This window comes from Trinickia caryophylli (assembly GCF_034424545.1).
Classification (GTDB): domain Bacteria; phylum Pseudomonadota; class Gammaproteobacteria; order Burkholderiales; family Burkholderiaceae; genus Trinickia; species Trinickia caryophylli.
On sequence record NZ_CP139971.1, the window covers coordinates 1,377,733 to 1,393,109 of the forward strand.

At 63.9% G+C, this 15,377-nt stretch carries 11 protein-coding genes; 4 read left to right on the top strand and 7 right to left on the bottom strand.

Annotated features, from left to right (window positions below; genetic code table 11):
• Positions 1-27: 27 nt before the first annotated feature.
• On the bottom strand, positions 28-189 hold the full coding sequence (locus tag U0034_RS25345; RefSeq protein WP_170151713.1) for a hypothetical protein: 162 nt from the start codon (positions 187-189) through the stop codon (positions 28-30).
• Between the two features lie 251 nt (positions 190-440).
• On the opposite strand from U0034_RS25345, the gene U0034_RS25350 reads away from it, so the two are divergent.
• A complete protein-coding gene (locus U0034_RS25350; protein WP_085229311.1) occupies positions 441-1,682 on the top strand; it encodes an acyltransferase family protein in 1,242 nt (413 codons plus the stop codon).
• 374 nt (positions 1,683-2,056) lie between these two features.
• On the opposite strand, the gene U0034_RS25355 is transcribed toward U0034_RS25350, so the two are convergent.
• The 3 genes from U0034_RS25355 to U0034_RS25365 are packed head-to-tail and all read right to left on the bottom strand — an operon-like array spanning position 2,057 to position 8,327.
• Positions 2,057-4,528, bottom strand: a complete 2,472-nt coding sequence (locus tag U0034_RS25355) for a glycosyltransferase family 4 protein (protein WP_085229312.1) — start codon at positions 4,526-4,528, stop codon at positions 2,057-2,059.
• The gene (locus U0034_RS25360; RefSeq protein WP_085229432.1) at positions 4,525-5,991 is read right to left on the bottom strand and encodes a flippase; all 1,467 of its coding nucleotides are present in this window, start codon (positions 5,989-5,991) and stop codon (positions 4,525-4,527) included. Before U0034_RS25360 ends, U0034_RS25355 begins: the two co-directional genes overlap by 4 nt.
• Positions 5,992-6,005: 14 nt before the next feature.
• Positions 6,006-8,327, bottom strand: coding sequence for an NHL repeat-containing protein (locus U0034_RS25365; RefSeq protein WP_233211811.1), 2,322 nt, complete (start codon positions 8,325-8,327; stop codon positions 6,006-6,008).
• A 226-nt stretch (positions 8,328-8,553) separates the two neighbouring features.
• On the opposite strand from U0034_RS25365, the gene U0034_RS25370 reads away from it, so the two are divergent.
• The 3 genes from U0034_RS25370 to U0034_RS25380 all read left to right on the top strand — a co-directional run bounded on the left by U0034_RS25370 (position 8,554) and on the right by U0034_RS25380 (position 11,673).
• Positions 8,554-9,627 carry an acyltransferase family protein gene (locus U0034_RS25370; protein ID WP_085229313.1) on the top strand — a complete coding sequence of 358 codons (1,074 nt, stop codon included), beginning with the start codon at positions 8,554-8,556 and terminating at the stop codon, positions 9,625-9,627.
• A gap of 67 nt (positions 9,628-9,694) precedes the next feature.
• Complete coding sequence (gene gmd, locus U0034_RS25375; protein WP_085229314.1) at positions 9,695-10,738, top strand: GDP-mannose 4,6-dehydratase; 1,044 nt, start codon at positions 9,695-9,697, stop codon at positions 10,736-10,738.
• Complete coding sequence (locus U0034_RS25380) at positions 10,735-11,673, top strand: GDP-mannose 4,6-dehydratase (protein ID WP_085229315.1); 939 nt, start codon at positions 10,735-10,737, stop codon at positions 11,671-11,673. The genes gmd and U0034_RS25380 overlap by 4 nt, the downstream gene beginning before the upstream one ends.
• A gap of 48 nt (positions 11,674-11,721) precedes the next feature.
• On the opposite strand, the gene U0034_RS25385 is transcribed toward U0034_RS25380, so the two are convergent.
• The 3 genes from U0034_RS25385 to U0034_RS25395 all read right to left on the bottom strand — a co-directional run bounded on the left by U0034_RS25385 (position 11,722) and on the right by U0034_RS25395 (position 15,376).
• Positions 11,722-13,836, bottom strand: coding sequence for a collagenase (locus tag U0034_RS25385; protein WP_327197061.1), 2,115 nt, complete (start codon positions 13,834-13,836; stop codon positions 11,722-11,724).
• Positions 13,837-14,024: 188 nt separating this feature from the next.
• Positions 14,025-14,990, bottom strand: coding sequence for a nucleoside hydrolase (locus tag U0034_RS25390; RefSeq protein WP_085229317.1), 966 nt, complete (start codon positions 14,988-14,990; stop codon positions 14,025-14,027).
• Positions 14,987-15,376, bottom strand: coding sequence for a cytidine deaminase (locus U0034_RS25395; protein WP_085229318.1), 390 nt, complete (start codon positions 15,374-15,376; stop codon positions 14,987-14,989). Before U0034_RS25395 ends, U0034_RS25390 begins: the two co-directional genes overlap by 4 nt.
• Between the last annotated feature and the right edge of the window lies 1 nt (position 15,377).

Genomic DNA, 15,377 nt, shown 5'->3' on the forward strand with positions numbered 1-15,377 from the left:
ACTCGCCGGATCGCCCGACCGCGGGAACTACGCGCGCTCCATGCTTCGGTCGACATCGCGACTATCGGCGCCATCGCGCCGAAGCCCCGCTGCACGCATGGTTGCGTCGCTTTCCAGCGCTTCCCGGTAAGCTGATACGGCAACGAGAATCAATAGCACCGCAACGCCGGCTATCCAGTGCAAGTCCATGACACGGCTCCGTTAGCAATCTGTCGTCGAATGCAAGCTATCACGAAAAAACGGAACAATAATCTCCGGCGCCGTGCAGTCCATTTTTTCCTGGCCGCATTTCAAATGCGCCTATCAGATCGAACAGGGCGTTTGTTAATTCAACGTTTTCGCCGATTTTTTTCGGCCTACGATAAGGCGCGGAATCGGCACTTTTTATACCGACCCGCAGGATCAAGTCATTATTTCCGAGCGTTCGGACAGGACCGCGCATGAGCGATTGGACAGCATTTCCCGTATCCGGCAGGACCTCGGCGACACAGGGGCCCGCACCGGCGGCCGGCCGCCTCGAGGCAGTCTCCACCGCCACCGTATCCAAAGATACTTTCATCGACGCGATGCGCGGTGTAGCCGCTTTGATCGTGGCCTATTTTCACTGCCGCCAGGTGGTGTGGGTAGGTGTGCACCGCTTTCACGAAGTCGTCGGTTTTTCGCTGAATCCGAGCGTCTTGCTGGGTTACCTGACGCTGCCAGTCATGTGGGGCTCCGCGGGCGTATCGATCTTCTTCGTGATCAGCGGCTATTGCATCCATCGCAATCCGGCTGCCCGGCTCGCGGCCGACCCGACGTACCGGCTCGATACCCCGATCTTCTGGGCACGGCGTTTCGCCCGCATCTATCCCGTGCTCTTTGCGGCACTGCTCGTCACACTCGCGCTCGATTCGATCAGCCTCAGCCTCCCCCCGGTCAATCACAAGATTCTCGACATCGGCCCCAAGGCCTTTTTGATCAGTCTCTTTTCGATGCAAGGCGTGCTCGCCCATCCATATGGCTCGAACGGCGCGCTGTGGACGCTTGCGATCGAAGTGCAGTTCTATCTGATGTACCCGCTGCTTTTCGCGGCACGACGCCGCTTCGGCCTGTCGCGCGTAATGGTCGTCATCGCGGCCATCAACGTGGTCTCGGGCTATCTGCTCGAGCCCGTCTGGATCTATTTCTTCACGTCCTACTGGTTCTCTTGGACACTTGGCGCCTACGTCGCCGAAATTCGTGCGACGCCGGGTGCCTTTTCGCTCACGAGGGGGCAGATCCTCAAATGGCGGATCGTCGCCCTGGTAACTGCCGCGCTCGGCTGCGCCGCCTTCAATTACAGCTTCTACATCGGCCAGTACATCGGCTTCCAGCTGTGGGCGCTCGGCTTCGCATTCTGGCTGCGCACCACTCTCAAGCGCGACGACGAACCCACCCGCGAGGGACTCTTTACGCGCCTGCTCGTGCACTGCGGGGCGTTCAGCTATTCCCTCTATGTCATTCATCTGCCGATCTTCATCTGCCTGACCGCGATCTTCTTTCGCTCCGAGCTGCAGGTATCGATTTGGCCCTCGTTCGCATTCTTCCCCGTCGCCATCGCGGCCGCCTACGTCTTCTACCGATGCATCGAGTTGCCGGCCATGCGCTGGTCCTCGAGCATCAGGCGGCGCAAGCCGGCCGCGCAGCGGCCGTCCGCGGTTTGACGAAAGGCCATCCGCCCCGTGCGGCGTGCGGGCGAACGAACGCGCCACGCCTCGAGCTGCCCCTCCGTCGGCGCATGCAAGCGGTGAAACCGACTGCGGATGCAGGTATGCGTAAGCGGCCGATACAGAGCCGATACAGGACGCCCAGGCCGGCTGTGCGAGTCATCCTTGGCAGAACGCAACGGCTTCGGTTGCGCGGCGGCTTCGGCAGTGAGGTAGTGAGGCAGCGAACGGCTTGCGAGAACCGAGCGGGCGCGTTGAGCGGCCCGCTCTGTACATCCGCGCCTGAGGCGCGGGGCGATCCGCTGCCCGCGGCACCGCAATAACGGCACCGGCGGTTCGGTAAATGAGCGCCGTTCGCGCGGAGTGAGTGATCAGGGGGCCTTGCGCCGCGCCCGTTGCGCACCCACACGCGACAACACGCGCCGCACGCCGTCGAGATAGGCGCGCGAGCCGAAGCGCTGGCGCGCGACGTCATAGCCCTTTTCGACAAGCCGGGCACGCAATTGCGCATCGGTGCGCAGCCGCGTCAGCGCCGCCGCGAGCGCCGTCGCTTCGCCCGGCTCGCACAGCAGGCCATTGATTCCGTCGTCGACGATCTCGGTAACGCCACCGGCCCGCATGGCGACAACGGGGCGCCGGGCAAGCATGCCCTCTACGATCACACGGCCGAACGGCTCCGGTGCGATCGACGTGTGCGCGATCGCATCCATGGCGCGCATGCAGGCCGGCACGTCGTCTCGAAAGCCGAGGAAGTGCACGCGCGAGCGCAGGCCGTGCTTCTCGACGAACGCCTTCAGCGACAGCTCATAGTCGTCTTCGCCGAAGAACGCCGCTCCGACCAATGCAACGTGCATTTGCGGATCGAGCCGCGCCGCATCGAGCAGCACGTGCTGGCCCTTCCAATGCGCGAGACGGCTGAAGCAGCCAACGATGAACGCATCGGCCGGCAAGCCGAGGCGCGCGCGCAACGCCGCCTGAGGGATATCGTCCTGCCGTCGGAACGGCGCCTCGGAAATACCGTTGAACACGACGTCGATGCGCTCGTCCGGCACGCCGGAGAGCTCGGCGAACGCAGCGGCCGAGGCACCTGAATTGGCGATCACGTGGTCGAGCGCGTGCTGGCCGCACCACTTGATGAGCGCACGCTGCAGCCTGCCGAAATGCTCCTCGCTGACGATGTCGCGCAGATGCCAGACCACCGGTTTGCGCGTGAGCATGCCGGCCAACGCACCGATGACCATCGCGCGTTGCGTGTTCGCGTAGATGAGATCGGCGTAACGTGCGCGCCGGACGGTTCTGCGCACAAGCGACACCACACCCGCGAGCGTGCGCAGAATCGGCATGCGCGCCTGCTTCGACACGCCGCCGAGCGCGCCGCTCGCGAGCACCTCCACGCGCACGCCGGCGTTTTCGAGCGCGAGCCTGAACGGGCCGTCATCGAAGAGCACGACGTCGATCGAAGCCTTGAAATTGCGCGCAACCTCGAGCAAAGACAGCTCGGCACCGCCGAGCACGCCGCTTTGATCGACGGCGAGCACGCGCATGGGCAGCTCCGCGCCGCCCGACGGGGCATCGGCGGCCGCCACCGGCTCGGCTGCCGGCGAACCCGCGGCGGCAACGGTGGCCGTACGCTGCGAAGCACCAGGGCAGAGACTTTCGACGCAGGCGACGAACCGCTCGCGAAAATGCTGCACGGAAAAACGTTCGGCGTTGGCGCGGCAGTCGCGGGCGGAGAAGAGGTGCGCATCGCGCTCGAACGCCTCGACGGCACCCGCAATGGCCGCCGCGTTCTGCTCGTGAAAAAAGAGGCCCGTGGGACGGTTCTGCGACAGATCGCGCACCGTCTCGAGCACCCCGCCCTTTCCATAGGCGATCACAGGCGTGCCGCAGGCCTGCGCTTCAACCGGAGCAATGCCGAAATCCTCCTCCGCGGCGAACACGAACGCCTTCGCCCGGCGCATATGGTCATGCAGCACGGCAAACGGCTGATAGCCCATGATCACGACGTTGGGCGAGGCTTTCGCGCGAACCGCCGCCATCTCGGGGCCGTCGCCGATGACGACGAGTGTCTTGTCGGGCATGTGGGAAAATGCTTCGACGATCAGATCGATCTTCTTGTAAGGCACGAGGCGCGAAGCGGTGAGATAAAAGTCCTCCTTGCGCTCGTTGAGGCCGAACGAATCGACGTCGACGGGCGGAAAGATGACCTGGGCATCGCGCTGATAGACCTTCTTGATACGCCGCGCAATGAACTGCGAATTGGCGACGAAATGGTCGACCGAATTCGAGGTGCGGATATCCCAGTTGCGAATGTAATGCAGAATCATGCGCGCGAATGCCGAACGTACGCCATGCGTCAGATGCGATTGCTCGAGATACTGATGCTGCAAATCCCACGCATAGCGGATCGGCGAATGCACGTAGCTGATGTGCACTTGATCCGGGCCCGTGAGCACGCCCTTCGCCACGGCATGGCTGCTCGAGATCACGAGGTCGTAGGCGCTCAGATCCAGTTGCTCGATCGCAAGCGGCATCAGCGGCAAATACGCGCGATACCGCTTGCGCGCGAGCGGCATGCGTTGAATGAACGAAGTCGTGGCGCGCTTGCCGCGCAGGAACGTACGATCGTCGAGGAAATCGACGAGGCTGAACAAGTCCGCATCGGGAAAGCAGGCGAGTATCTGCTCGAGCACGCGCTCGGCACCCGCGTAAGTGACGAGCCAGTCGTGAACGACCGCGATGCGCGGCGCGCGGGTTTGCGCCACGGTGGGTGCGAGACGTCGCGGCCGAAGAGCCGGAACGAGTTCCGCCGCCCCGGTTGCGGCAAGGGTTTCATCGCTCATGCGCTTCTCCTTGCATTGACACGCAGCACCAGCGCGCGGGCCATGCCGCGCAACGAGGGGGACGTCGAGACCGACCAGGCGAGGTTCGTACCGGCGAGCCCGGCGGCCAGCGCGGCCAGCGCCGCCAGATTCGTGACCGCATGCGCGAGATAGCCGGCCAGGCCGAGAAAGGCCAGGTGCCCGATCATGTCGAGCACGATCGGCCGCGCATGGATCTTGGACAGATAAAGCAGAACCGCATAATCGACGAGCGAGCGCATGACGACGATGGTCGCCGCGCCCGTCAGGCCAAAATGGCTGATGCCGAACATCAGGATGGCCGCGAACAACGGCAGCTCGATAATGCCGATCCACGCCGCCCGCGCCGGATCGATTTGCGATTGGATCAAAAGCCGTGTGACGCCGGCCTGCCCGACGAGCCAGACGCTGATGATCAGCACACGGCCGACGTTGACGGACGCGTTCGCCAGTTCGCTGCCGACCCACAGGTTCAGGAACGGCCCGAGCGCGAGCATCGCCACGATCATGATCGGCGTGAATACGCCGTTGAGAAACTCCAATGCCTGCCTGACGAGCACGTCCGCGTGATCGCGCTCGATGGCCGATAGACGCGGAAAGAGCGTGCGCACGAGCGCATTCGGCAGCATGTTGAGCCGCGTGACGAGATTTTGCGGGACCGTGTAGTAGGTCACGAAGCGCGCGCCGAGGCCGGCGCCGAGCAGCACGCGATCGAGCGTGTCGCCCACCATGATCGCCATGCTCGCCGCCAACATCCAGCCGCCGAAACGGAACAGGTCCTTGGCCACGCGAAACTGCGGCATCCGGATGCGGTCGATCTCGAGCACGCGCATGCTCGCGCGCGCGAGCAGCACCGCGGCTATGCCGCGCGCGAGCACAGCCGCCGCGAGCACATTGGGCAGCGTGGGCGCGATCATCCACGCCGCACCGAGCGGCAACAGCTGAAACAGAAACGTGCCGAGCGTCTGATTCGTGTTGTAGACACCGAACCGTTCGGCGCCGTTGATCGCGCCGGCACACACCCACGAAATATTGGCGATCGGAATGGCCAGCGCGAGCCACGGCAGCGCGTGATAGACCTCGCTGCGCATCGCCGGCTCGACATGCGTGAAATAGGCCGTGTAGAGATACCCGCCGATATAGACGATGATCCCGCCCGCGATCCCGGTCGCGAGGTTCAGCCAGAACGCACTCCAGAAAACGATGGCGCTTTGCTCGGGATCGTTGGCCGCGCGCGCCTTCGAGATATGGTTCTGCGCGGCCATGCTCATGCCGAGGTCGAGCACCCCGAAATAGCCGATGAACGTCCATACCAGACTCACGACGCCATACCGCTCCACGCCGAGCAGCTTGATGTAGGTCGGTACCGTTACGAGCGAGACGAACGTCGGCAGGATCAACCCGAAAAAGTTGATCGCGACGTTCTTCAGCATGCCTTTATCCATCGATTGCGACTCCGTCATCCGTTCGCCTTGTCGACGGAAAGGCGGTCCGCGCCTGCCTCGGTGCCTTGTCCTTTCGGCGGCCGGTGGCCCTCGCCTTTGCCGGTGCCGTTGTCGCCCTTGCCGGCCGCGGAAGGCGTCCACCGGTACATGATCACCTTGCCGCGTGCGTCCTCTTCGACGAAAACGACGTACTCGCCGTTCTCGCGCCGGTAAGCGCTGATCGCGTTCGCGACGTCCACGTGACCCGACGCCTTGCCGACCTCGGGGCCCGGCTGAATGAGCCCGACCTCCTCGCCCGTGTTGCGATCGAATACGTGCACGGTGCCGATGAATTCGACGGCGAACACGTAATCGCCCTCCTGTGTCACGCTCACGAGCGTGCGGCGCGGGTTGCCCGCCGGCTGCCACAGCAGCGAACGCTTATAGCGCAACACGGGCTTGCCGGTCGACCACGCGTCGTAGCGAGCCAGCACGCGGCCGATTTCCTTCGGCACGTCCTTGCTTTCCGGCATCTCGTCGTCGGTATAGCCGGTCAGATAAAGCGAATCGGTCTTGGCGTCATAGATCGCGCGCTTCACGTAGCGAAACGGCTCGGGCAACGGGTACGTCGTCATCTTCTCGTACGAGTAGCTCGGATTGCCGGCGCGATCGAGGCCGCCGAAGCGCAGCCGGTGAATGCGCGTATCGTTCGCGCGCCAGATGTCGCCCTTCGCGTCGACCCACCAGCCCCAGCCGCCCGCGAGATGCTCGCCCGACTCGTTGCGCTCGAATTCGGTCGGATTGAACTTGCCGTCGCCGTTCGCGTTGCGCCAGATCCACTCGCCGCCCGGCGGTGCTGTCGTCACGGAGTGCACGGGCCCGGGCCGGCCGGCGATGAAACCCGAAGGAATCGCCGTTTCGCCGTCGCGTGCCTGATCGAACCGGTAAATCTTGAGGTGATCGGCGTACATGTCGGTCAGATAGAGGAACGTGCGCCCGTTCAGCCGCCGCGCGATGGGCGTGCCCGGCCACTGGTCCATGTGAAAGACGGTGTCCTCGGGATACTTGAACCGGTTCGAGAGGAAACCGACATAGGTCCATTCGCGCCCGGGCGGCTTGGACCAATCGAGCTCGAACCGCTTGTTGCCCGTAAAGACGCTATTGGGCCGGCCCGGGTCGATGCATGCGCCGTCGACGAAGAGCAGCCCATCCACCTGCCAGCGCAGCTTCCCTTCGGCCGTGTAGCTTTGCAGCGACGCGCCGAGTCCCGCGCCGGTCGAACCCAATTGCGGGCCCACCCCGTTCATGGACACGTAAATGTTTCCGCCCGCGTCGACGCCGACGCCGGTCAGACCGTTGAAGCGCAACGGGCCGGGACGGCCCCGCTCGCTCGGCTTGCCGGCCCAGATGCCATATCGCTCGCCGAATGTATCGGTAAGTTCATACTGCCCTGGGCGCGACGCGGTAAAAATGAGCACTTGCTGGCGCCAACCGTTGTCGGCCACGTAGAGGCGCCCCTTTTTGTCGATCGCGATATCCACGGGATCGGCATCTTCGGGTATGGCCACCTTGTCGGGCAGCGGCTTGCCATCCGCCGTGTAGTGCACGAGATGCGCGCCCGGCGCGCTGCGCGTATCGGTCAGCACCCACAGCGTGCCGTCGGGAGCGAGCGCGATGCGTCCCGGTTCGTGCACCTTCCATGCGCTCTTTTGCTGCATCGAATCGGCGTCGATCACCGCGATTTCGTCACGCGTCGTATTCGCCGCATACACGGTCGAATCGCTCGCCGCAAGGCCGTAAATCGGCGCTTTCGCGCCGGCCTGCACGCGGTTCACGGGCAGGAAGCTGGCCGCAAGCTGCCCATGTACGTCGGCCCGCGCGGCCGCGCGGAATGGGACCGTCTTTTTCACATCGCCGATCGCACGGCGCGAAATGCCGTACCACGACTCCCCTTTCGGCGGCCAGACGCCATCGCTCACGAGCTTGCCGCGCTCGTTGTTGACCGACGATGCCACGAACACATAGCGCGCATTCACCGCAACGGCATCGCCGCCAGTACGCCCCCATCCATGCGTGCCGCCCGCGAACGTCAGTTGCCTGCCATCCTGATAAACGCTCGCCTCGGCGCCGCTTTCATCCCACGGCGAATTCGTGTAGACCTTCCCGTCGGTCGATACCGCGATGGCGGTAATGTCGATCTGGGTCCATGTGCCGTGGCCAAAGCCGAAAGTATTTCCGATCCACGATGTCGTCGCAGGCAACAGGTTGTCGTCGGCGCGCGCGGCCACGCCCGCCAGGGCGGCGCCGATCCCGATAGCAGCGGCAACGAGCACCGGGCGAGACAGGGGACGCAACAAGATGGCTCCTTGTATCCGAAATCTATCGCGATAAGCCTACGGTCAAACTATTAGGGCGAAAGCCACAAATAATTCCAAAAAATTCTCGGCGCACCATCGCCCATGCGGCACCGATTTCAGCCGGAGACAGCGGGTTTTTCGTCAATTTCTTTTTCCGCACAATGGGTTCGCCTTTTCAGCTACTGCCGGGTGGACCCGCCGGCGAAGGGAAATTGCAAGGACACGTATGTCTGAATTGATTGCTCCAGCGTTGCAGGAATCCGAGGTCGTGCATCCGTCGCGCCGCATCGTGCAGCTCGACGGCGTACGCGCCGTGGCCGTGCTCGCCGTGTTTCTCAATCACGCCCTCGGCATATCGCTATGGATGGGTGTCGATCTCTTTTTCGTGCTCAGCGGCTTTCTGATCACGGGCATTCTTCTCGATCGAAAATCGCGCAATCAATCGTATTTCGGCTATTTTTACGCGCGCCGCGCGCGGCGTATTCTGCCGCCCTATCTGATGCTGCTCGTACTGTCGACGCTGCTCTTCGGCACGGGCTGGATGAGCCAGTGGTGGTGGTACGCCTTCTTCGCCACGAACATCGGACAGTCGCTCGGCGTATCGGGCAATCCCGGCTTTGGGCCGCTCTGGTCGCTCGCCGTCGAAGAGCAGTTCTACCTGGTGTGGCCGATCGTCGTATTGTTCGTCTCCGAGCGCACGCTCGGTTTCGTGGCCGCTGCCGGCGTGATCCTCGCGCCCGTGCTGCGCGCCGTGGCCACGCCGTTTTTCAGCGAATTCTGGCCGATCTACTTCCTCACGCCGTTTCGCATGGATCTGCTGTGCGCCGGTGCGCTGCTGTGCATCCTGGTGCGACGCCAGCCCGATCTGCCCGAGCGGATGAAGTGGGTCGCCTGGGCCGGCCTCTTCGGCGCGCTGGCCACGCTCGGGTGGCTGCATGTGCATTACCCGTTGATCCGCGATTCCAATCAGCCGCTCTCGAATGCCGGCCTCTACAGCGTGACCCTCGTGCTGTCCACCTCGGCGATCGTATTGGCGCTGCGCAGCCGCGGCATCGTCACGCGCGTGCTGTCGAATCCACTGCTCGTCTATATCGGCACGATCAGCTACACGTTCTATCTCGTGCACGTGACCTTCATCGGACTCATGTGGCGGCTCGACATGGGGCGCTATGCGAGCGCGCTCTCAGCACTCGCGCTGACGATCGTCTATGCAACGCTCAGCTGGTTCTGGATCGAAAAGCGGCTCGTGCGCGGCGGCACCCGGCGCTCACCGCTTTCCGTCGCGCTCGCGCGCGATTGACGATCGAGCGCCACGCCCCTGTCCATTCCAAAGCCGATTCTACGAACCACATTAAAAGGAAAATTCCATGAACGCGACGAAGCCTGCACGCAAAGCCATCGTCACCGGCATCACGGGACAGGATGGCGCCTATCTCGCGCAATTGCTGTTGGACAAGGGCTACGCCGTCGTCGGCACCTATCGGCGCACGAGCTCGGTCAATTTCTGGCGCATCGCCGAGCTCGGCATCGAGCAGCACCCCAACCTCACACTCGTCGAGCACGACCTGACCGACCTCGGCTCCACACTGCGCCTGCTCGAGAGGGCGCAGCCGAGCGAACTCTATAACCTCGCGGCGCAAAGCTTCGTCGGCGTGTCGTTCGATCAGCCCGTCACGACGGCCGAGGTGACGGGCGTCGGCGCGCTGAACCTCCTCGAGGCGATTCGCACCCTCGACAAAAGCATTCGCTACTATCAGGCGTCGACTTCCGAAATGTTCGGCAAGGTACAGGCCATTCCGCAAGTGGAGAGCACGCCGTTCTATCCGCGCAGCCCGTACGGCGTCGCCAAGCTCTTTGCGCATTGGACGACCATCAACTATCGCGAGTCATACGACATCTTCGGCGCCTGCGGCATCCTCTTCAATCACGAATCGCCGCTGCGCGGCATCGAGTTCGTGACGAGAAAGATCACCGATTCGGTTGCGCGCATCAAAGCGGGCAAGCTCGAGAAGCTCGAGCTGGGCAATCTCGACGCAAAGCGGGACTGGGGCTTCGCGCGCGAATATGTCGACGGCATGTGGCGAATGCTCCAGGCCGACGAAGCGGACACTTATGTGCTCGCGACGCAACGCACGGAAACGGTACGCGATTTCGTGCGCATGGCGTTCGAGGCAGCCGGCTACCAGCTCGAATGGAGCGGCAAGGCGGAAAACGAGCGCGGCATCGACGTGGCCACCGGCAAGGTGCTCGTCGAGGTGAACCCGCGCTTTTACCGGCCCGCCGAAGTCGATCTGCTGATCGGCTGCGCCGACAAGGCGCGCGACAAGCTCGGCTGGCAGCCGCAAACCACCCTCGAGGGGCTCTGCAAGATGATGGTCGAGGCAGATCTCGCTCGCGTTGGTGCGGCATGACGGCGGGCAACGGGCAGCGCGCGCCTCGCGCGCTCGTCACCGGCGCTGCCGGATTCACCGGCCGGCACCTCGCGGCCACGATGAGCGAACGCGGCTACGACGTCTGGGCCGCCGTCAGTCCTGGCGTTGCCGCGCCGCAAATCGCCGCTCGAGAGGTGGCGCCGATCGATCTGCTCGATCCCGACGGCCTGCACGCGCTCGCGAGCGATGCACGGCCCGACGTCGTCGTGCATCTTGCCGCGGCCTCGCATGTGACGCAGGGCACACCCACCGATACCTACGTGACCAACATCGTCGGCACGCGCAACCTGCTCGCCGCGCTGGCCTCGCTCGACGAGCGGCCGCGCTGCGTGTTGCTCGCGAGCAGCGGGAACGTGTACGGCAACGCAACGCTCGAAGTGATCGACGAGAATGTGGTGCCGCAGCCGGCGAACGATTATGCGGTCAGCAAGTTCGCAATGGAGCATGCCGCGCGCCTCTGGATGGATCGCCTGCCGATTTGCATCGCGCGCCCGTTCAACTACACGGGCGTGGGGCAACGCGAGGACTTTCTGCTGCCGAAGATCGTCGGCCATCATGCGCGCCGGGCGCCCAGGATCTCACTCGGCAATCTTCACGTCAGCCGTGATTTCTCCGACGTGCGCGATGTGGTGGAGGTGTATGCGCGGCTTGTCGAAGCCGCGCCAGCCGGCGAAACGTTCAACATCTGCTCGGGCGTATCCCATTCGCTCATGGACGTGCTCCGAATGCTCGAGGATATCGCGGGCTACCGGATCGATGTCTTCGTCGATCCGCGCTTTTTGCGCGCCAACGAAGTACACCGGCTCGTCGGCTCCAATCTCAAGCTGCGGCGCGCGATCGGGCACGCGCCGAATACCCCGCTTCGGCAAACGCTCGAATGGATGTATACGCATGCGGCACAGCCATCGGCGTGAGCGCGCATACGCGCTTGCCGATTCGACGCCGCACGTGCTTCGCCTCCGTCAGTTGCCGCGCCATGGCGGGACTGGCGAGCCGCTCGTCTGCGCCGTCTGCGCCCAGTCGGCGAACTCCGCATCGAACTGCTTCGGCAAACGCTTCACGTAGGCCCAGTAGTCGACATAGTCGCCACTGCGGAACATCGGCAGGATCGTCGCCATCACCTCCGGATGGCGCTCGAACATGAATCGCACCGCCATATAACCCCAGCGGTAAGCGCGGTTGACATAGTCGTCCATCGCATAGGTGTTGCGAAGGATGTCGCTGAGCCTGTAGCGTCCCGTTCTGGCCGCGGCGATCGATTCCGGATTGTCGTTGCCGCGCGAAAGGTACTCCGCCAGGCCCTCGATGTACCAGACCGCGGGCATGCGCGAGGATTCGTCGAAATCGCCGTACATGTCGTACCGCCCATCGAGGTAATGCACGAACTCATGTTCGAGGTTCCATATCTCGAAGTGCGGCTGCAGCCACGTTGCGACGAACGCGATGAACCGCGGCAGATTGTCCGGCCTGCGCGGATCGCCTTCGAGGTACATGCCGCCGTTGTTCGTATCGTTGCCGAAAAGCGCACTCGAATAGGTCTGGTATTCCGTCCTGTCGGAAAAGACGACCACCTCCAACCGGGCGTTGTAATCGTCGGCCACCGGCACGCGCCGGGTGTCGAGCATCGTGTGAAAGCGAGGCGCGAGCCTGGCCAGCGTCGAGCAGGCCTGCCCTGCCTGCCCGGGGTTCAGTGAGGCGGTACGCAAGACGATCGCCCCATTCGCGCAGGCATAGCGTTTCGAAAGCAGTGCGTCGGCCAGTGCCTTTTCGAAGTCGCAGGTTCGATAGGCACTGCAATTGGCATTGTCGTAGGTCTTGATCGCCTGCGCCGCCGCCAGCCAGACCAGCCGGTCCGCTCCCGCCATCGACGAGTTCGCAAGTGCGTCCTGCAGCAGCGTGCCGACCGTCGGCCGCAACGCCGGATGCATCGCGAACCGGAACGCCTCGTTCGCCGCCTGCTGCAGTTGATAGCCGGCCTGCTTATCGCCCGCGAGGCTTTGCTTGTTTGCCTTCACGAAGGCATAAAGGGTCATTGCGAACGACGGATCGGATTCGACGCGCGCCAGTGCGTCCGCGCGGTAATGCGAGAAATAAAAGACTTTCAGGATCGCTGTGAAACCATAGCCGATGGTCGGATCGCGCAGCGCCTTCGCCACATTCGGCGCCGCCGCGCGATTCGTGAATCGCTCGACCCATTGCTTCATCACGTCGAGATAGGGTGCCTCGTCGTTCATGTTGACGATGAGCGTCACGACTTCGCCCGCCGTGGCAGGCGCCGCGCGGTTGGGCGTGAAGAGCATGCTGCCGTTCAACAGCGCCATGAGCGCGGGCCGCAAGGTGGCCCGTACCTCGGGCGAGATCGCCGCAAGCCGCCCTTCGCCCTCCGCGAAGTAAGCGGCTCGGAGAAAGAGCGCGAGGCTGAGCAGCGCACGGTTGCCGGGACGGTAGGCCGCCGCCTCCGCTACGAACCGCGTGCTCACCGCGCCGATGTTTTCAGCGCTGAAAATGTGCCCCGCCTGTGCGTGGGCGAGCGGAAACAACGCGTACGTGCAAGTCGGGTCCGAAAGCTCGGCGATACGGGCCGCGAGCGTGGCGCCGTGATATCGCCCGAGCGCATCGATCGAAGGGCAGTCCGCCGCCGCGCTCACCGAGGACATGATGTGATCGCGCCATTCCCGGGGCGTCGAATGCGGAATCAAGTCCGGTCGCAGCCGTTCCGATGGCGCAAGGTCGTACCGCCATTCCTCCGGCGACAGCGGTAGTTGCGACGGCTTGCGCGGCATGGGGGCCGGCCCGGCGGCCACTGTATCCGAGGCGCCCGTGGCGATATCGGCGGACGTGTATGCCATTTGAAAAACAGCCGCATGTGAATGCAATGAAAACAATGCCGATGCGAGCGAAATCAATCCGCCGCACAGGGCCGATGCTAAACGCCTCATGATCGTCGTCTCCTTCGATGGTTGCGTTGCATTCGGCCGGCCTTCGGATCTGTCGACGCAGGCCACTCTATGGGGCTCGCGAGGCATCCACAACCTAAGCGGTCTGATAGCTGCGACTATTCGTGCCTCGAGCGACACGAGGTGCCGACGACGCACGCGCTATCGGCCCGCCACGCGCGGCAAAGGTGAGCGTTTTCGGGAAGACGACTCGAGCGCCCGCCCGTATAAGGCGGCAGAGGGCTTCAAAGGTGAGAGTATTCGGGATCGACGGCGGACGACGTACGTCGCCTGCCGTTTCGCTCGTTGGGGGGTATTCGATGCGCGCCTCAGCGCACTCCGCAAATCGTGCGCTCGTAGCGCGCGAGCACCGCGTCGGCGTCCACGCCAACGCATACGCCGCATGCGGGGCGATGGTCCCATGCTGGTGCCGGCGCGGGCATGCCTCCCGGCTTCTGGATCGTATGACCGGCTGCGATGCCGTCGGTCAGGACGCGAACGGGGCCGCTGCGCGTCGTAAAGTACTCCGGCGCCACGACGTAAATCGCGGCCGACGCGTCGTGCACGTAGATGCCGCGCAGGCTTTCGCTGTTGAAGTGGAAAGCTTCGTAGTGCAGCGAAATGTCTCGAACGAAACGGCCCGCTTCGCCGCCACGCTCGCCCAGGCTCTCCAGGTACTGCGTGGTCATGATGACGCGTTGCGTCACGTCGAGCCCGACGATCGCGATGGGCCAGTCGGCACCGAACACGATATCGGCTGCGAGCGGATCGGCGAACATGTTGGCTTCCGCGGCAGGCGAAACATTGCCGCCGATGCCGCCAAATCCGAATGCGCCGCCCATTACGACGACGCGCTTCACGAGCCTCGCGATGTCGGGACCTTCGTCGAGCGCGAGTGCGAGATTCGTGAGCGGACCGACGGCGAGTAGCGTCACTTCGCCGGGATACTCACGGACGGTATCGACGATGAACCTCGATGCGGCGCGCGGATCTGCATTCGCCGCGGCCGACACGGCCAGCCGCGTATTGCCGAGCCCGTCCTCGCCGTGGATGGCCGGCAGCGGAACCGGCGCCGATCCCGAGAGCGGCGCGGCGGCCCCGCGCGCAACCGGCACTGCCGGCGCGAAGCGCGCCGCCAGATACAGCGCATTGCGCGTTGTCACATCGATTGCCGCATTGCCGAATACGCTCGTCACGCCGAGCAATTCGATCTCGGGATCGAGCGCCTGGAATACGAACGCCATGGCATCGTCGACGCCGGGGTCCGTATCGTAGATGACCTTGTGCTGATTCATAGGTAGAACGCATCCGGCAGTTGTTCGCGTGCGGTCGTATCGCGCCAGGTCCCTTTCAAATTGCCGAGGCGGACCTCGAGATCGGGGCCGCCGAGTTCGATGATGACCTGACGGCAGGCGCCACACGGCGCGATCGGCCCATCGGTGTCGCCGATCACGGCGAGCGCGGCAAAATCGCCGCGCCGATAACCGGCTGCAACGGCGCTGAAAAATGCCGTACGTTCCGCACAATTGCAAAGCCCATACGACGCATTCTCGACGTTGCACCCGTCGAACACCTTGCCGTCGCGCGTAAGCAGCGCAGCCCCGACCTTGAATTTCGAATAGGGCGCATAGGCGCGTTCGCGCGCCGCCGACGCGCGCGAGAGCAGTGCTTCCTTGTCCATG

Bases quoted from the DNA above. Each gene is read 5' to 3' on its own strand.
- U0034_RS25395 (WP_085229318.1), bottom strand. From the start codon at position 15,376: ATGGACAAGGAAGCACTGCTCTCGCGCGCGTCGGCGGCGCGCGAACGC.
- U0034_RS25370 (WP_085229313.1), top strand. From the start codon at position 8,554: ATGTCTGAATTGATTGCTCCAGCGTTGCAGGAATCCGAGGTCGTGCAT.
- U0034_RS25380 (WP_085229315.1), top strand. From the start codon at position 10,735: ATGACGGCGGGCAACGGGCAGCGCGCGCCTCGCGCGCTCGTCACCGGC.
- U0034_RS25390 (WP_085229317.1), bottom strand. From the start codon at position 14,990: ATGAATCAGCACAAGGTCATCTACGATACGGACCCCGGCGTCGACGAT.
- U0034_RS25355 (WP_085229312.1), bottom strand. From the start codon at position 4,528: ATGAGCGATGAAACCCTTGCCGCAACCGGGGCGGCGGAACTCGTTCCG.
- U0034_RS25360 (WP_085229432.1), bottom strand. From the start codon at position 5,991: ATGGATAAAGGCATGCTGAAGAACGTCGCGATCAACTTTTTCGGGTTG.
- U0034_RS25350 (WP_085229311.1), top strand. From the start codon at position 441: ATGAGCGATTGGACAGCATTTCCCGTATCCGGCAGGACCTCGGCGACA.
- gmd (WP_085229314.1), top strand. From the start codon at position 9,695: ATGAACGCGACGAAGCCTGCACGCAAAGCCATCGTCACCGGCATCACG.
- U0034_RS25345 (WP_170151713.1), bottom strand. From the start codon at position 189: ATGGACTTGCACTGGATAGCCGGCGTTGCGGTGCTATTGATTCTCGTT.